This is a genomic window from Natrinema ejinorense (genome assembly GCF_002494345.1).
Classification (GTDB): Archaea; Halobacteriota; Halobacteria; order Halobacteriales; family Natrialbaceae; genus Natrinema; species Natrinema longum.
On the sequence record NZ_NXNI01000001.1, the window covers coordinates 3,186,632 to 3,203,611 of the forward strand.

Annotated in this window: 13 protein-coding genes; 3 read left to right on the forward strand and 10 right to left on the reverse strand. The window is 65.6% G+C overall.

Annotated elements, in window-relative coordinates:
* The first annotated feature begins 104 nt into the window (after positions 1–104).
* Positions 105–965, forward strand: a complete 861-nt coding sequence (gene hisG, locus CP557_RS15800) for an ATP phosphoribosyltransferase (protein WP_097380785.1) — start codon at positions 105–107, stop codon at positions 963–965.
* 63 nt (positions 966–1,028) lie between these two features.
* Here the strand turns inward: hisG and CP557_RS15805 are convergent, their stop codons facing one another.
* Positions 1,029–1,448, reverse strand: coding sequence for a DUF7344 domain-containing protein (locus tag CP557_RS15805; RefSeq protein WP_097380786.1), 420 nt, complete (start codon positions 1,446–1,448; stop codon positions 1,029–1,031).
* A 374-nt stretch (positions 1,449–1,822) separates the two neighbouring features.
* Positions 1,823–2,383, reverse strand: a complete 561-nt coding sequence (locus CP557_RS15810; protein WP_097380787.1) for a TATA-box-binding protein — start codon at positions 2,381–2,383, stop codon at positions 1,823–1,825.
* A gap of 203 nt (positions 2,384–2,586) precedes the next feature.
* On the opposite strand from CP557_RS15810, the gene CP557_RS15815 reads away from it, so the two are divergent.
* A complete protein-coding gene (locus tag CP557_RS15815) occupies positions 2,587–3,681 on the forward strand; it encodes a methyltransferase domain-containing protein (protein ID WP_097380788.1) in 1,095 nt (364 codons plus the stop codon).
* A gap of 251 nt (positions 3,682–3,932) precedes the next feature.
* On the opposite strand, the gene CP557_RS15820 is transcribed toward CP557_RS15815, so the two are convergent.
* From CP557_RS15820 to CP557_RS15835, 4 genes are all read right to left on the reverse strand, one after another.
* A complete protein-coding gene (locus CP557_RS15820) occupies positions 3,933–4,370 on the reverse strand; it encodes an acyl-CoA thioesterase (RefSeq protein ID WP_097380789.1) in 438 nt (145 codons plus the stop codon).
* Positions 4,371–4,492: 122 nt separating this feature from the next.
* Complete coding sequence (locus CP557_RS15825) at positions 4,493–4,957, reverse strand: hypothetical protein (RefSeq protein ID WP_097380790.1); 465 nt, start codon at positions 4,955–4,957, stop codon at positions 4,493–4,495.
* Positions 4,958–4,983: 26 nt separating this feature from the next.
* The gene (locus CP557_RS15830; RefSeq protein ID WP_097380791.1) at positions 4,984–5,988 is read right to left on the reverse strand and encodes an AAA family ATPase; all 1,005 of its coding nucleotides are present in this window, start codon (positions 5,986–5,988) and stop codon (positions 4,984–4,986) included.
* A gap of 51 nt (positions 5,989–6,039) precedes the next feature.
* Positions 6,040–7,158 (reverse strand): DUF7282 domain-containing protein, encoded by a 1,119-nt coding sequence (locus CP557_RS15835; RefSeq protein ID WP_097380792.1) that lies wholly within the window; start codon positions 7,156–7,158, stop codon positions 6,040–6,042.
* Positions 7,159–7,503: 345 nt separating this feature from the next.
* Here CP557_RS15835 and rnz point away from each other — a divergent pair, with 345 nt between their 5' ends.
* The gene (gene rnz, locus CP557_RS15840) at positions 7,504–8,430 is read left to right on the forward strand and encodes a ribonuclease Z (RefSeq protein WP_097380793.1); all 927 of its coding nucleotides are present in this window, start codon (positions 7,504–7,506) and stop codon (positions 8,428–8,430) included.
* A 95-nt stretch (positions 8,431–8,525) separates the two neighbouring features.
* Here rnz and CP557_RS15845 read toward each other — a convergent pair whose 3' ends face one another.
* The 4 genes from CP557_RS15845 to CP557_RS15860 form a co-directional block, all read right to left on the reverse strand.
* Positions 8,526–11,771 (reverse strand): rhamnogalacturonan lyase family protein, encoded by a 3,246-nt coding sequence (locus CP557_RS15845; RefSeq protein ID WP_097380794.1) that lies wholly within the window; start codon positions 11,769–11,771, stop codon positions 8,526–8,528.
* 372 nt (positions 11,772–12,143) lie between these two features.
* Entirely contained in the window at positions 12,144–13,697 is a 1,554-nt protein-coding gene (locus CP557_RS15850; RefSeq protein ID WP_097380795.1) for a cellulase family glycosylhydrolase, read from the reverse strand.
* A 121-nt stretch (positions 13,698–13,818) separates the two neighbouring features.
* A complete protein-coding gene (locus tag CP557_RS15855) occupies positions 13,819–15,300 on the reverse strand; it encodes a glycoside hydrolase 5 family protein (RefSeq protein WP_097380796.1) in 1,482 nt (493 codons plus the stop codon).
* Positions 15,301–15,394: 94 nt separating this feature from the next.
* Positions 15,395–16,891: a cellulase family glycosylhydrolase gene (locus CP557_RS15860; RefSeq protein ID WP_097380797.1), complete on the reverse strand. Its 1,497-nt coding sequence runs from the start codon at positions 16,889–16,891 to the stop codon at positions 15,395–15,397.
* Positions 16,892–16,980 lie beyond the last annotated feature (89 nt).

Sequence of the window (16,980 nt, forward strand, 5' to 3'; positions counted from 1 at the left end):
TAGTGAGGCAGGCCACTCCCACGCGAGCATCGAATTCGGGCCCTCGAAGCGACCGTTCGCCGGGATGAAAAGACAATTCCCCGCCGATGCCGAAGACTGTCCATATGCGAATCGCCGTTCCCAACAAGGGCCGCCTGCACGAGCCGACGATCGACCTTCTAGAGCGGGCTGGGCTCCACCTCGAGAACGGTGCGGACCGGAAACTCTACGCGGATACCGTCGACCCCGACGTGACCGTGCTGTTCGCCCGCGCGGCCGACATCCCGGAGTACGTCGCCGACGGCGCGGCGGATCTCGGAATTACGGGCTTCGATCAGGTCCAGGAAGCCCGCGTCGACACCGTCTCCGAACTGCTCGACCTCGAGTTCGGGCGCTGTCGACTCGTGCTGGCAGCACCCGAAGACGGCGACATCACGGCCCTCGAGGATCTGGCGGGGAAAACGGTCGCGACCGAGTTCCCGAACATCACCGCGGACTTCTTCGCGGACACCGGCGTCGAGCCCGATATCGTCGAGGTTTCGGGCGCGACGGAGCTCACGCCCCACGTCGAGATGGCCGACGCCATCGTCGACATCACGAGCACCGGGACCACGCTGAAGATGAATCGGCTGGCCGTCATCGACGAGGTCCTCGCGAGTTCCGTCCGACTGTTCGGGCGGGAGGACGTGCTCGACGACCCAAAGGTCGACGAGGTTCGAACCGCTCTCTCCTCGGTCAAGCAGGCTGAAGGCAAGCGGTATCTGATGATGAACGTTCCGCGGGATCGACTCGAGGACGTACGCGACGTCATTCCGGGCCTCGGTGGCCCGACGATCATGGACATCGCCGACGAAACCGACGCGGAGTCCAAAGTGGCGGTTCACGCCGTCGTCAACGAACGGGACGTCTTCGAGACGATCACCGAAGTGAAAGCGGCCGGCGCGAGCGACATTTTGGTGACCGAGATCGAGCGACTCGTCGAATAACCGGTTCGATCGGTCGCTCGAGCGGGAGAACAAGAGTCGGAGACGCGGGTCGAGGGATTCGGATTACTCGAGTCGAGCAGCGATCGGTCGCTCGAGAGAGTCGAACTCGAGGAGCGAGTCGAACGCGCTACAGTTCGCTGCCGGGGCGACGAGGTTCCGGACGCGATCGTAGAGAACGATCTCGTGTTCCTCGAGCAACGGGAGATGGGTTTCACACAGCGAGGTGTGGATTCGCTGGCGCAGCTGGTGGATCGTCGTTCCGACGGTCGGATCGTGCTCGGCATCGGCGAGTCGAGCGACCAACGTCCGCACTGCGATCGGATCGTCGGCGGCGAGCACGCACCGGAGCACTTCCCGCCGGCGATCACTGTCCAGAACCTGAGTGATCGTCTCGCGTGCGAGTGGCCGCCGACCGGGCGCGCCGTCGCCGCCGAGGTGAAACCGATCCGGAACGGGTGTCGTTCGATCTGGGTGGATCGTCATGGGCACGTGAGAGTCAGGGCCGCGATCCCGAATAAACGCGAGCGGTCGTTTCGTCGAATCAGCGTCGATTCAGTCGAATCAGCCCTGCTCGGATGGGATTGAACGATCGATAACTCACTCGAAGAGACCGCAATCCGGGCGGCGGGCGGGAACGCTGGTGGAGATTCACAGCCGCTCCGGCGTCTCGAAAACACGTAAGATCAGCTTACCAGCGAGTCGTCGGGGACGGCGGTGAGATTGAAGACGGCTGGAGTGCTGTCGGTCGACCCACCACCGGAGATGCGTCGGCGAGCGGACGGCGGCGGTAAACGGGCAGTGGCAGCGTGGGCACCGCTCGAGTCGGTCGAGCACGAACGAAACCGGGCCGGACGGCGTTACTCGAGCAGGCCCAGATCCTCGAGTCGGGAGACGATCTTGTCGACGGCGTGTTCGGCGTCGACGGGCTGCTTGCCGCCGGTAATAACGAGTTTCCCGGAGCCAAACAGCAGGGCGACGACCTCGGGGTCGTCGAGTCGATAGACGAGGCCGGGGAACTGCTCGGGCTCGTACTCGATGTTCTCCAGTCCCAGTCCGATGGCGATCGCGTTCAAGTTGAGGTTGCGGCCCAGATCGGCCGAGGTGACGATGTTCTGGACGACGATCTCGGGGTCCTCGTTGACCTGGATCTGGAGTTCACGGAGCTTGTCGAAGACGATACGCAGGCTCTCGTGGACATCGTCGGTGCTTTTCGCGCCGGTACAGACGATCTTCCCCGAGCGGAAGATCAGGGCGGCGGATTTGGGATTCTGGGTTCGGTAGACGAGACCGGGGAACTGCTCGGGGTCGTAGTCGGCCCCCTCGAGGTCCATCGCGACGCTCTGGAGGTCGAGTTCTTGCCCGATGCCGGTCGACGCCACCACGTTTTCGATGTTGATGGTGTCCTTCGGATCCGTCATTAGTCGCTTAAAAAGACGTATTTAAGGTTTATAAAGGTTAGTACCGCCACCTGATATATCCGGTTTATACGATCCGCGTCGATTCGCGGATGCGCGGTTTTCGGCCGTTTGACGGGTCACAGGTGTGATATTTGGTATCGAACCGATCGACCCGGTTCGTGAAAAACGGTAGGCTCATAGCCGCCCCGAAGCGACCATCGATCGTGTATCTGCTCGAGCTCGGCGGCGAGGACGACGCGTTCGCAGCCCGCGAGGCGGCCAGCGCGGCGACCGGACTCCGCCGAATCGCGCCCGGACTCGCCGTTGCAGGGGGAATCGTCCCCCGACGCATCCGCGGTCTCGCCTACACCCACCGCGCGAGCGAGTTGCTGGGGCGGGGCGCGGCCGACCTCGCGAGCGCCCGGGCCGTCCTCGAGGCCGCCTCGATCGGCCGCGAGGGGTCGGTCGCGGTGCGGGCGACGGACGTCCACGGCTCGAGCGGCGTGAGCACGGAACGGGCGGAACGCGAACTCGGTGGAATCCTGGTTGATCGCGGGTTTTCGGTGGATCTCGACGATCCCGATCACCTCCTGCGGGTCGTCTTTTCGGAGGGGGTCTTCGAGGCCGATGCGGACGGAAACGCCCTCGAGCGCGCCGAGGGTGACGGGCCCGATGAGCCGACGGGCGAGCGCGTCTCCGTCTGTACGCTCGGCTGGCTCACAGCCGAGAGCGTCCGGGATTTCGGGACGCGTGCGCCGACGGACAAACCGTTCTTCCAGCCCGGGAGCATGGATCCCCTGCTCGCGCGCGCCGTCGCGAACATGGCGGGCGCTCGAGCGGGGGCGACGATTCTGGATCCGATGTGTGGGACCGGTGGCGTGCTCGTCGAGGCGGGACTGGTCGGGGCGGACGTGATCGGTACCGACGCGCAGGCGAAGATGGCCCGCGGGGCGCGAGAGAACTTGCGGCACTTCCTCGAGCGGGACGAGCCCTCTCCGACCGGCGTTTCCCGGGGGTCGTGGCACGTCGGCCGCGGTGACGCAACGCGGCTGCCCCTGGCGGACGATGCCGTCGATGGCGTCGTCTTCGACGCACCCTACGGCCGCCAGTCGAAGATCGACACCCACCGGCTCGAGGACCTCGTTGCGGGTGCGCTCGCCGAGGCACAGCGGGTCGCGCCGCGGGCGGTCGTGGTCGCCGATCGCTCGTGGGCGGGCGAGGCGCGCAGGGCCGGATGGGAACTCGAGGCATCCTTCGAGCGGCGCGTGCATCGGTCGCTGACGCGGTACGTGATGGTGCTCGAGCGGCGATCGCCGTAGCTACCGTTCGTATCGAAGCGACTAGTTGGGTTGCTGCTGCGGTGAGTGCGCTGCTACCGTGGCAACACGGAGTGGCCACTCCCTCCCCAACCGATTCGCTCAGTCGCGTGGCTCCGTCGCTCATCCCTCGCGATATCGCGTCGCGGTTCGTCGACGACGAACCGCGACCCAGCGCGCCAGCATCGGAATCGGACAGTCAGCCACCCACCGAGACGATTCCAGACGCGCGTGATTCGACCTTCGGCGGGTGATCAGTCCTCGATCTCGTGGACGCGATCCCGAAGGCGCTCCCCTTCCTCGGTCTCGACGGAGAGGTCCGGAACGGGGACCGTCTCGCCGTTCTCGTCGATCGCGACGAACGTGAACGTCGACTCGGTCGTCTTCTCGGTCTCGCCGCTGCGGGGTTCCTCGCGCCAGGCCCGCAGCGCGACGTGGACGCTCGTCCGGCCCGAATCGTAGACGTAGGCCTCGACGAGGGCCGTGTCGCCGATCCGGATCGGGCGCTCGAAGTCGAGTTCGTTCACCCGGGCGGTGACGCAGGTTTCGCCGGCGAATCGCATCGCCGACATCGCGCTCACCTCGTCGAGCCACTTCATCAGATTGCCGCCGTGGAGCGTGTCGTTGTTGTTCGCGTGATTGGGCTGGACGCGAAACCGGTTCTTGATCCGCGTCTCGAGAAGCGTTGGCATACCCACCCTTCGGCCGGCGATCGGATAACGGTCCGTACCGGCCCCATATTGGCCGGTGAATGCGGCAGCGTCGTGATCGCCGCCCCGAAACCGGGCCGCCCGATCTCACGCCGTCGACGGTGTTAGCCGAGTCCCGGCCGGTCGAACCGGTGGACGGTGACGACGGCGCTGACGACGAGGAATCCCAGACCGGATACACCGTCTGGAGGAGACGAACCGGTAGCGATCGTCCACAGCAAAACGGTTCCCATAACTACCAGGATCGCAGTGACGGTCCCGTCCCAGAGCGCCGACGTGAGGCCCGGTCCGAACCATCGAAGGAGGACTTCGGCGACGACGACACTGCCGACTAGCGAGGCGAGAAGCACGGATCGGTCCGCGGGAAACTCGCCGGTACCAGGCGCGATCGAGAGTGAAACACCAACGTGTGCCACGAGCGTGGACGCGGCCCAGAAGCGGGTCCACACCGAGATCGATGTCGACGGCTCGCTCGAGTCGACCGACGAGCCCTCGCCGACCGGTGGCGGTTCCGCCGCTTCCTCCGTCTCGAGGTCGGCGAGCCGTTCGTCGATCGGATCGTCCGTCATCTGTGAATTGCGATAGGAGACAGTTCTCAGGCGTCTCGGCCGAGTTCCGCCAGCAGGTGCGAGACGTGGATCCGATCGCTCGTTCCCTCGTGCATCTCGAAGTCGATGTCCGCGGCCAGCTGGTGAATGCGGGCGAGGCGCTCGCCCTGATACCGCTTGCGAGCGATCCGGAGGATCGCCTCGAGCACCTCGTTGCCGTCGAGTCCTTCGTCGACGAGCAAGTCGTCCAGCGTCGACCGGGCGTCCGTAAAGTCGCCGGCTTCGGCATCGTCTAACATCGACTCGATTTCGTCCTCGAGGCCGACCTCGCCGATCGTCTCGTAGGCCGCGCTCATCGTGAGTTCGCCCGCGTCCTCGACGGTCGTCTGGGCCGCCAAGATCGCCTGCCGGAGGTTGCCGTTCGCGTAGCCCGCGACGAACTCGAGGCCGTCGGCGTCGTAGTCGACACCCTCGGCCTCGACGATGCGCTCGAGGACGGTCACGATCTCCTCGCTGGTCGGCGAGGGCAGGGAGACGGGGAAACACCGCGAGCGGATCGGCGGGATGAGCTTGGTCGGCTGGCGCGTGGCGACGATGAACTGCGTCGTCCGGTGGTGTTGTTCCATGATCCGGCGCAGGGCCTGCTGGAAGTCCTCGCGGACGTCCTCGGCGTTGTCGAGCAGGATCGTCGTATAGCCACCCGAGACGGGCGCGTAGCTCGCCGATTCCTTGAGGACGTGGTTGATCATGTCCCGTTTCGACATCGACGAGCGACCGACGAGGAAGTGCTCGAACCGGGGGTCGTTCTTGATCTCGGTCTTGGTTCGGCCGAAGAAGTCGGCGACGTTGATCTCGACGAAGTCGTTGTCCGGGTCGTCGTGTGCCTCGCGGGCCAGTGCGCGTGCCGCCGCGGTCTTCCCGCTCCCGGGCGGGCCCTGCAGGAGGAGGTTGATCGGCTCCTCGACCGCTCGCTGTAAGTACTCGCGAGCGTCGTCCTGTGGCAACTCGGCCAGCTCCGGGGCGTGGGTTTCGGTCCACAGCGGCGCGTCCATCGCCAGCGGCTAGGTGTGGGGCGGGTAAGAATCGGTCGGTTGATCGACCGGCTACTCGTCGGTCGACTCGTTCCCAGCACCGGGAGCGCCATCGTCCGAGTCCCCGTCCGTGAGCGTCCCCGTCGTTCGGACGGGCTCGCCCTGGTGTTCGATCGGCGACGCCGAATCGACGTCGCCCGGATCACCGGCGTAAAGCGCCGCCGTCAGTTCGTCGCCCTCGTCGACGGCGGCGTCGGAAAGGTCGATGGTGACGTTCTCGTGCTCGCCGGCCTCGAGCCCGCCGCTCGTCCCGAGCACCGTGTCGTTGCCCTCGACGGCGACGAATCCCGCCTCGGGAATCGCCGCGGAGACCGTGACGCGATCCGTGCTCGCGTCGTCGATCGTGACGCTGGGATCGGTGTGGAACGCGAGATCGATGTCGGCGACCGCGCCGTCGCCGTCGGTGTAGACGCCGATCGTCCGGCTGCCGGGTGGCGCACCGCTCGTGTCCGTCTCGAAGCTCACGGTCCGGGATTCGCCGCCCTCGAGTTCCAGCACCTGTCGCTCGAAGACGGCCCCGTCGATGCGAACCGTGACGGATTGTTGGGTCTGGAACTCGGTGGGATTGCGGATCGTCGCGTTGACCGCGATCGTCTCGTTGGTCGTCGCCGTCGCGGGTGCATCGATCGATTCGACGCGGAACGAGTCACCGATGGCATCCGTCTCGGTCGTCGTCACCGTCGCGGTGTCGCTGACCGGGAACCCGTCCTCGAGGTAGGGCCGGTCCTCCTCGCCGTCGGTCGCGCCGTACGCGTATCCCTCGTCGTCGGAGGTATCTCGATGGACCGTCGCCGTGAGCTGGCCCACGAGCTCGCGGGTCGCGTCGTCGTCGCGCTCGATGGTGACGTTCTCGTGGCTGCCGGCCTCGAGGCGATCGGAGACGGCCAGCGGTTCGTCGCCACCGTCGGTGACGACGACGTAGCCGCCGTCCGAAAGCGAGACCTCGCTGATCGTGACGTTCGTCCCCTCGCCGTGCTGGTCCTCGAAGGTGATCGACGCCTCGGGGTCTTCCTCGACGCCGAATATGGCGGGTGCCTGACCGACCACGATACCGGCGGCGAGCACGATCGCGATCGCGATCAGGATGCCAGTGATCCGCTTGAGCGTGCCGAACGTCAGTCTCGAACTCATTGGGGGTTCGTCGTCTTCGCTTTCGTACTCGAGGGACGTAAAACGCGCAGTCCGTTCGCAGGCTGGCGAGTCGAGCCACCCCGGTTCACTCGAATAATCGCCAGTTGCGATCGTCCCTGGCCCCGGTCACCGAATCGCACGGACGGCGTCGAACCGGATCGATCTCCGAGAGGTCGGTCTCCCCATCCAACAGTTCGATAAGTCATTGTCCACCTGATCGCACGACAGCGTCGCGATCAGTGTGTGAATCGTTTCAGTGACCACTACAGGTTCGGCTACCGGATCCGGAACGCGCGCTCGAGCGATCCGAAGCCGGTTTAGTCGCGGCCCGCCGAAGAGCTACCGATGCCACTGCGCGTGACGTTTCTGGGGACGGCCGGGGCGATTCCGACGACCGAGCGGAACCCGAGTAGCGTCTTCGTCGCCCGCGAAGGAGAGGGATTGCTGTTCGACGCCGGCGAGGGGACGCAGCGCCAGATGATGCGGTTTGGCACGGGGTTTGCCGTCTCCCACCTGTTCGTCACGCACCTCCACGGCGACCACGTCCTCGGGATTCCGGGCTTGCTCCAGACGATGGCGTTCAACGACCGCGAGGAACCGCTCGCGATCCACACGCCCCACGGCACACGCCGTCAGCTAAAGGGGCTGGTGAACGCCCTCGGGAACCGACCCTCGTTTCCCGTCCGGATCAGCGAGGTCGGCGACGGCGACGTCGCTTATCGGGCCGAGGAGTACGAGGTCCGTGCGTTCGAGACCGACCACGACACCCGCTCGGTCGGCTATGCACTCATCGAAGACGATCGCAAGGGCCGGTTCGACCGCGAGCGCGCCGAAGAACTGGGCGTTCCGGTCGGCCCGAAGTTCTCGCGACTCCACGAGGGCGAGCCCGTCGAACTCGAGGACGGGACCGTCGTCGACCCCGAGCAGGTGGTCGGCGATCCGCGGCCGGGCCGATCGATCGTCTACACCGGCGACACACGCCCAGCGGAGGCGACGATCGAGGTCGCCGACGACCCGGACCTGCTGATCCACGATGCGACGTTCGCCGACGACCGCGCCGAGCGGGCAACCGACACCGCACACTCGACGGCTCGACAGGCCGCCGAAATCGCGAATCGTGCCGGCGCGGACCGACTCGCGTTGCTGCACCTGTCCTCGCGGTACGCGGGTGCCACCGAGGACCACGAACGGCAGGCGCGCGAGGTCTTCGAGGGAACGGCGTTCGTCCCCGACGACGGCCACGAACTCGAGATTCAATATCCGGACGACTGAGCGTCGTTCGCGCCTCGATATCGACCGGTGCGACTGACACCATCGCTGCGAAACGCGGCCGTCACGTTGCGTGCCCGACAGTACTACCGCTCGATTCAGATCTGCCGGAGCAGTTCGAGGACGTCTGCGAACCCGATCCGACCGTTCTCGTCGAAGTCGAACGCGTCGGGGTTGTCCTGGACGCCGTCGGTCTCGAGGTTCTCGAAGAAGGCGTTGACGTCCTCGTGGGTCGTCTCCCCGTCCCCGTCGACATCGTCGTAGAGCCCGTCACCGTCGGGATCCGTCGGCCGCTCGCCGTCGATCACCGGTGGCCGCTTGCCGTCCGCGCCCGACGCGGTTCCCGGGACGTCGACGGCTCCGACGTCGTCGCTACGGGACGGTTCGATACCGACCAGATCGTCGAAGGTGGCCACACAGCGGGTCCCGCTCGCGTGGCTGGTGACGGCCAGTCCCACCCGGACGCTGCTCGAGAACGACAGCGAGATCTCGGCCAGAAGCTGCCAGCGCTCGCCGTCGGCGGACGTGTACGCCCGAACCGCGTTGCCCGAGCGGACGAGCCGTTGCCAGGCGTGGTCGGTCGTCCCGCCGGCGACCTCGCTTTCGCCCGCGGCACCCGAGGTCAGGCTCACCGTTTCGCCGCCGACTGTCGGTCGCCACTGTACCGACGTCGCCGACGGCGTCCGCCGAATCATCGCGTTTTTCGCGCCGGCGTCCATCGAACCTCGGATCATGAGGCCGGCTTTCGCGTATTCGTCCGTGTTCTCGACGTCGTCGACCCTGACGGAGAGATCGAAATCACCGGTCGCGCTCGTCGAATAGTAGTGGCATTCGTCGGCGGATCCCCAGATATCCGCGCCGGCACCCTCGACCGTGTACGGGCCGGCACCCCCGGTCCGCGGGGCGACGGGTTCGAGTCGCCAGCGCTGATCGTCACTCTCGTTCCATTCCCACTGGACGGCGTTTGCCCCGTCGGCGACGCTGCCGCCGGCTACGCCGAGGACGAGGTCGGAGTGGCTGGCGACGAGGCGATACGCGCCGTCCTCGAGCGGATCGAGGTACCACCGTTGGTTGTCGTTCCCGTTCACCGTCCACTGCTGGACGTTCGCGCCGTTGTCGGTCGACGCCCCCGCGACTTCCAGTGCCTTCCCCGAGCCGGCGGCGACGATTTCGTACGCGCCCTCGCCGACGTAGCGAAGGTCCCATCGCTGGTGTGTCAGGTCCTCGTCTGTGCCCTGTTGGACGGTGGCACCATCCGATTCGTCGCCGCCGGCGACTTCGAGGACGTGGCCGGAGTTGGCGTTGACGAGCCGGTACGTGTCGGCCGGCACGTTCGCGGCGTCCGGCAGGCCGATGATGTCGGTCGGGTCGTCGACCGATTCGTCGGGACCGACCGGGTCGATCTCCGGCGTCGGCGGTTCGTCCATGCTCGAGCCGATGTAGAAGCTCGGGTGGGGCGGCTGGTTGTATCCGACGTTCTGCCAGGCGACCGCCGTCCGGTACTGCGAGTCGTGCATCAGCGTGTACAGCCGATGGTCGGTCTCGTACGGCGTCACGAACAGCCGGAGAGCCTCGTCGTCGTCGCGCCGCCAGAGCACCTCCTCGCGCCAGTCGCCGAGGATGTCGGCGGTCAGACACGGGTTCCCCTTCGTCCCGTTGTTCGAGCGCGTTCCCGGGAACGCCTCGAGTTCGGTGGTCGACCGGCTATCGGGGTCCCACTTGTGGAGCGTGGGGCCGTCCCAGTCGTCCACCAGTTCGCGCTGTAAGTCGCCCGTCCACCACGCGAGGTGGTTGATCGACCAGGGGGCATCGCCGATCCGCTCGCCGTCGGCGGCGCGGAGGCCGACGCCGTTGGACGCCCAGGCCTCGACGCCCCGATGGTTCGGATCGATGTTGGCGGCGACGCCGCGGCCGACGTCGCCCGCCGCGTCGACGGTCCAGAGCGGCTCGCCGGTCTCGCCGTCCCGCATCGTCGCGCCGTAGGGCCCCGACTCGTGGGGCTGGAATATCTCGAGGCCGTCGCGGTCGGGCAAGAAGTCCCCGCAGTGGAGGGCATCGCCGTGGTGCCACCCGGTCGTGTGTAGGCCCGTGCCGTCGTGGTCCAAGGCCATCGCACCGTAGACGATCTCGTCGCGGCCGTCGCCGTCGAGATCGGCGATGCTGAGCTGGTGGTTGCCCTGTCCGGCGTAGTCGCCGTTACCCGGCTCGTCGCTGTCGAAGGTCCACCGCTCGGTGAGGTCGCCGTCGCGGTAGTCGTAGGTGGTGACCATCGTTTTCTCGTAGTAGCCGCGGCCTACGACGATGCTCGGTCGCTCGCCGTCGAGGTACGCCACGCCCGCGAGGAAGCGGTCCACGCGGTTCCCATAGCAGTCACCCCATTGGCAGGGGTCTCCCCGGGCGGGCCGGAAATCGGTCGTCACCAGTTCCTCGCCGGTCGTCCCGTCGAAGACCGTGAGATACTCCGGCCCGTCCAGAACGTATCCGTCGTCGTTCCGCCAGTCGGCGTCCGGGTCGCCGATGACGTTCCCGGCGGCGTCGACGGTGCCGTCGGCCGTTCGGACGACGAACTCCGCGATGCCGTCCCCGTCGAAGTCGTAGACGAGAAACGGCGCGTAGTGTGCGCCCGCCCGGACGTTGATCCCCAGATCGATGCGCCAGAGCGGCTCGCCCTCGAGCGTGTACGCGTCGAAGATGTGCGGATCCGTCCGTCCGCTCTGTGAGTTGTCCTTCGCGTTGTCCGGCGACCACTTCACGACGATATCGTAGCTGCCGTCGCCCGTCAGGTCGCCGACGCTCGCGTCGTTCGGGTGATAGTTGTCACCGGGTCTGTCCAGCGGGATGTCCAGGTAATTGTCCTCCCAGACGCCGACCGACTTCGATTCCTCCCGTTCGGTGCCGTCGACCACCGGGCGGATCGCGTACGTCGATTCGGTCGTCCCGTCCGGATCGACGTAGTTCGTCCCGTCCGTGATCGGAGAGTCGTTCGCCCGCGTTCCATCTCGATAGAGGTTGAAAGCGACGTCGTCGGGGTCGGTCCCGAACAGCCGCCAGCGGACGAGAACGCCGTCATCGACGGCGACGGCGACCAGTCCCCGATCAAGTGCTTCCATCTGGCGAGTCGACCCGTTACCGGGTGCCGCCCCGACCTGTGGACCTGCCGCAGCGACGGCGGCGCTCGATGCCACCCCGCCGAGGAACACCCGCCGGTGCATGCTTCGTCCCCGCGATGGGGTTCCGATCGCCTCGTCGCGTTCGGGCGCGGACGGCGACTCTGCTCCGCTCTCGAACGCGTTCGATCGGATCGGTTCCCCCTGCGTACGACGGTCGTCTCTGTCCTCGATCATCGGTAGATTCTCCGGCCCATACCATTATTAATTTAACTTCTAATACATAAATTTAATTTTTCTATGTTATTATATATAGTGGAAACAAGTTGTAAATATCCGGGCGAGTCGCACGGTACCGGATTCGTTTGGTCCCGCTCGAACGTCGCGCGGGAAGCATGGCGAATCGAGGCGGGTACAGTTCCTCGACGGCGCGATCGACGCCGTCGAAGTCATAGGCGTCGACGGCGCCAGCGACGGTGTTGCCCGCCGGGATCTTCGCCGATGGCGGTTGCGCGTCTGCGCTCCAACGACTGAACGTCCCTCGGTTCCCGACTCTCGAAAGCGACGGATGCGACGATCGGCTGGAGGAATCAATCCGTGACCGTCCGGTCAGATCCGTCGAAGTAGATCGAGGATGTCCGAGGAGCCAAAGCGGCCGTTGCCATCGAAGTCGAAGGCGTCGGGGTTGTTCTGAACGCCGTCGGACTCCCGGTGTTCGAAGAGGGTGTTGACGTCCTCGTGGGTCGTCTTGCCATCCCCGGTGACGTCCTCGTACAGGCCGTCGTCGTCCGCGTCCCGGGCCTCGTACTCGCCGACTGCGATCGTCTCGCCGTTGCCCTCGCCCGCGGGAATGCCGTCGGCTTTGTGATCGGCGAGGAGGGCTTTGATGTAGTTACCCATCGAATCCTCGTGGGGAACGACCTCCCACTCGCAGGGCGGATCGGTACACTCGCCGTCGAACGCCGGCCTGACCGAGATCTCGCTCGCCCAGCCGGCGTCGAAGTTCCAGGCCTGCCAGTGGATCGCGTCGCTCGATTCCAGCCACTCGGCCATGGGGTCGGCGTACGACGAGATGATGTCGGTGCCGAGATGGCTCGAACTCCAGCCCCACTCGGTGACGAACAGGGGGTACTCCTCGTAGATCTTCTTCGTGCCGTCGCCGTTCGGCCCGGGCCCGTCCCACGCCTGTTGCTTGCTGGCCTCGTGTTTCGGGTAGATGTGATATGTGTACGCGAGGTTCTCGCCCTCGAACGGCTCGACGAGCGCCCCTTCGGGGCTCTGGGTCCAGCTCGGCGACCCGATGAGGACCAGATTTCGCGGCGCGTGATCACGGATGATGTCGACCCAGGGCTGGGCCATGTCCCTCCACCAGTACCAGGGTTCTGCGGCCCACTCTTCCTCCGTCGGATCACCCCACATGCCGGGTTCGGTCGGCTCGTTGTACACCTCATAGAGCACGTGGGAGTCCTCGGCGTAGCGGGGTGCAACCGTCTCCCAGAAGAGCCGGACTTCCTCGTCGAGCCCCTGATTCGGATCGCCCGTGTCGGGGTCCGCCCACTCGAGTTCGCCGCCGCCCCAATGGCGGTGGAAGTCGACGATACAGTACACGCCGTTCCGGCGACACGATTCGACGACGGGATCGAGGTGTGCCGCGAGATACGTCTCGAGTTGATCCCGAGTCATCGTCGGCGGTTCGTAGTAGCCGACACCGTCCTCGCGGTCGACGTACCCGTCGGGGTTCACGTCGTCGTAGTGATGAGCCGACCACGGGGACGGCAGGCCAGCGATGTCCCACGGCTGGCAGGGGATACGGATGATACGGGAGTACCACCCCTTATCCTCGTTCGTCAGGTAGTCGACGGCCTGGGCCGCCGACTTGCCGCGGCCGCTGACGTCCTCGTTCATCCGCCGCGGGTCGGCGATGTTGACGCCCCGGAGGGTGACGGTGTTACCCTGCGGGTCTTTCACGAGGTTGCCGTCCACCTCCAGCCACGGCGTCGGAATGCCCTCGTTGGCTGCCTGTGCGCCGACGGTCCCGGTGATAGTGCCCGCGCCGAGGGACAGTGCGCCGGTCCCGGCGGCAGCCTTGATGACGGTTCGCCGTGAGAGGGTGTCGATCGTACTCGATTCGTCCGCGTTGAAAGATTGATCGGGTCCTTGCATTTATTTTCACCTTATTCTATATCTAAATAAATACTACAAATGCTTAAATTTGTCGGGAGTGTCCGAACCGTGAATCGCCGACGAAACCGAATGCCGGCGAGAAACGGCGACCGCCGTTCAGTTAGATCCGCCCGAGCAATTCGAGGATATCCGAGGAGCCAAAGCGGCCGTTGCCGTCGAAATCGAATTTCTCGGGGTTGTTCTGAACGCCGTCGGACCCGCGATTCTCGAAGAGGGCGGTGACGTCCTCGTGGGTCGTCTCCCCGTCGCCGGTGACGTCCTCGTACAGGCCGTCGTCGTCCGCGTCCCGGGCCTCGTACTCGCCGACTGCGATCACGTCGGGGTCGGATTCGTCGCCGCTCTTCCCGTCGACAACCGCCGCATAGTCCTCGATGAGGTGGCCGGATTCGCTCGCGTAGAGTTGGAAGCCGTCGTGGTCCTCGGTGTCCTCGAGAACGACCTGCCACGGAAGAACGGCGTTACAGTCGTGCTCGTCGGCGACGTCGTACCACGCCGCGAGCGTCTCGTTTTTCGTCTCGAGGCCGTGCTGGGTGTCGTCGACGTTGAACTCGCCGAGGTAGGCGGGTTTGCCGATCTCCTCGTGGGCGTCGACGACGCGGTTCCGAATGTAATCCGCCCCTTCCTCGAGCGGGAAGTCCCAGTGGTCGGGATACAGGTGGAACGAACAGGCGTCGATCGTGTCGATCGAGTGGTGTTCGATGTAGTCCTGACCGCCCCAATCGTCGTTCGGGTAGTCGTCCTCCCAAGTCCCGTAGTAGTGACCCTCCGATCCCGTCGAGACGAGGTGATTCCCGTCGAGTTCTTTGATATATGATGACATGTCTGCGAACCAGTCGCCGAGGATCTCGCGGTGTTCGGGCGGCTCGAGGCTGTCCATGTCCGCGGGCACGTCGTCCTGCTCGAGACGCGGTTCATTGGCCAGTTCCCACAGCGCGATGGTCGGATCCTCGCGCCACTCGATCCCGCTGATCGAGTTCTCTCGCGTGAGGATGGTCTCGACGTGGTCGCGGTACATCCCGCGCGTCTCGTCCATCGTGTAGAACTCGTAGCGGGACTCGGCGCCCGCCCACTCGGCGTACTGGAGCATCCCTCCTTCGTGGTCCCAGTTGTCCACGAGCGTCGCGATGAGCCTGATCCCGCGCTCCCTGGCGGCCTCGATCAGGTAATCGAGGTTCTCGAGGGCGTCCTCGTTATACGCTCCGGGTTCGGGCTGGAGTGCGAGGGGACCGTCTTTGGCCTCGCCGTGAGCCCAGAACCGAACGAGGTCGATTCCCAGGTTCTCGTAGAGATCGAAGACGTCGTCGATGCGCTCTTTGGTCCCCTCGTACTCGTGGGTGATCCAGAAGTTGTTCGCTCCGTTGAAGTAGACCGGGTCGCCGTCGACGACGAACTCGGCACCGTCCGTCTCGACGTATGCGAGGTCGTCGGGGTCGGTCGTCGGTTCCGTCGCGGCCGCCGCCGTACTGGCGGCGAAAGGGGCGATCACCGCGCCCGCACCGATCGCTTTCACGAAGCGGCGCCGCGTCGGTCCGTTCTGTCGATCGATTCCGTCCGTGTCCGTCGCACGGTCGTTCGAAGTCATGTGTTCAGGTCCTCGTCAGTCGTTCAGTGGTCGTGTGGCTCGCTCACCGGCCGAGTCGTGATCCGAAGAATCTTCGAAGTCATCGATGGGCACCTCAGGTCCGCCGGAGCAGTTCGAGGACGTCCGAAAACCCGATTCGGCCGTTCCCGTCGAAGTCGAACGCCTCGGGGTTTTCCTGGACGCCGTCCGACTCGAGGTTCTCGAAGAAGGCGTTGACGTCCTCGTGGGTCGTCGCCCCGTCGCCGTTGACGTCCTCGTAGCGTCCGTCGTCGTTCGTATCCTGCGCCTCGTAGTCGCCGACCGCGATCGCGTCGCTTCCGTCGACGATCACGTCGTCTTTCGTTTCCTCGAGCCACTCGCGGACGAACCGGCCCATCTGTTCGGGGTCGTCTTTCAGCTCCCACGGCTGGCCGGCGCCGTCACCGGGCGAGTCGAAGAACGTGGGTGCCCACGTATCGTCGAAACACCAGGCGATCCAGCCCATGTTATCGTAGGACTCCAGCCACTCGCGGACGGGTTCGCCCCACCCGCTCGTCGTGCCGAACTCGACGTGTTCCCGGAACTCCTCGTCGGGATCCCAGCCGAATTCGGTGACGATGACCGGAACGTCCTCGGCGGGCGCACCGTACTCGGGATCGAACGGGCCGACCTCGTACGTGTCGCCTTCCTCTCCCCGCTCGAGCGTGTCATGCGGGAGGCCGTTGTCCGGGTATATGTGGCCGGAATAGATCAGGTTCTCCCCGTCGAAGGGGTACTCGGCGGCGAATTTGGTTCGGGAGGTCCAGTCGGGCGAGCCGATGACGATCGGCGTCTCGGGTGCCTCGTCCCGGATCGAGTCGACCCACGACTGGGCGGTGTCACGCCAGAGCATCCACTCGTCTTCCCTCGTCTGGACCGACGGACCGTGTTCCCCGTAGGTCGACCACGTGACGGGGAGCGTCGGTTCGTTGAACAGTTCGAAGAGGACGTTCTCATCGTCGGCGAACTCGGGGGCGACCGCGCCCCAGAACTCCGTCAGTAGGTCGTCGGTACCGACATGGGGATCGAAGCCGAGGCCGTCGAGACTGTCCGACCAACCGTCCTCGACCATTCCTTCCCCGTGACTCAGGGCCTCCACGTACGGCCGAATGATGTGAAAGTCGATCATCGCGTAGACGCCCCGGTCGGCGAGCAGATCGACGGCCGGACGCAGGAGGTCGTCGACGACGTACTGCATCCCGCGCTCGTGGACCGCGGCTTCTCCAACCGGCAGCCGAACCGTGTTCGGGTGCCACTGCTCCCCGTCGGTCGCGTGTTCGAGGATCTCGCGCTGGCTTCTGGGGTGTACCGACTCGAGGTAATCCAGCGACGCCGGCGAGACTCCGCGGGGTTTCACCCGTTGTCCGTCCTCGGTCACGATCCACTTCCCGTCGGTTCCCAGACGCGGCGTCGGCGTATCGACGGCCGCTGCCGAACCCGCCAGCCCGCCGAGTGCGAGGCCGATCGTCCCGACGCCCGCCGCTTTCACGAACGCCCGTCGCGTCGGTCGGCGTGACCGGCGGTCCGCTCGTTCGGGTAGCCGCTTCTCGCCCGCGCGATTATCGTAATCCATAGTATACCAACAACCACGTCTTATTTTCAAATAAATTTTTCTAAAATAAACTCCCCGGGACGGTCGCTCCGTGGCGACCACTGCGCCGA

Bases quoted from the DNA above. Each gene is read 5' to 3' on its own strand.
- hisG (WP_097380785.1), top strand. From the start codon at position 105: ATGCGAATCGCCGTTCCCAACAAGGGCCGCCTGCACGAGCCGACGATC.
- CP557_RS15805 (WP_097380786.1), bottom strand. From the start codon at position 1,448: ATGACGATCCACCCAGATCGAACGACACCCGTTCCGGATCGGTTTCAC.
- CP557_RS15810 (WP_097380787.1), bottom strand. From the start codon at position 2,383: ATGACGGATCCGAAGGACACCATCAACATCGAAAACGTGGTGGCGTCG.
- CP557_RS15820 (WP_097380789.1), bottom strand. From the start codon at position 4,370: ATGCCAACGCTTCTCGAGACGCGGATCAAGAACCGGTTTCGCGTCCAG.
- CP557_RS15825 (WP_097380790.1), bottom strand. From the start codon at position 4,957: ATGACGGACGATCCGATCGACGAACGGCTCGCCGACCTCGAGACGGAG.
- CP557_RS15830 (WP_097380791.1), bottom strand. From the start codon at position 5,988: ATGGACGCGCCGCTGTGGACCGAAACCCACGCCCCGGAGCTGGCCGAG.
- CP557_RS15835 (WP_097380792.1), bottom strand. From the start codon at position 7,158: ATGAGTTCGAGACTGACGTTCGGCACGCTCAAGCGGATCACTGGCATC.
- rnz (WP_097380793.1), top strand. From the start codon at position 7,504: ATGCCACTGCGCGTGACGTTTCTGGGGACGGCCGGGGCGATTCCGACG.
- CP557_RS15845 (WP_097380794.1), bottom strand. From the start codon at position 11,771: ATGATCGAGGACAGAGACGACCGTCGTACGCAGGGGGAACCGATCCGA.
- CP557_RS15850 (WP_097380795.1), bottom strand. From the start codon at position 13,697: ATGCAAGGACCCGATCAATCTTTCAACGCGGACGAATCGAGTACGATC.
- CP557_RS15855 (WP_097380796.1), bottom strand. From the start codon at position 15,300: ATGACTTCGAACGACCGTGCGACGGACACGGACGGAATCGATCGACAG.
- CP557_RS15860 (WP_097380797.1), bottom strand. From the start codon at position 16,891: ATGGATTACGATAATCGCGCGGGCGAGAAGCGGCTACCCGAACGAGCG.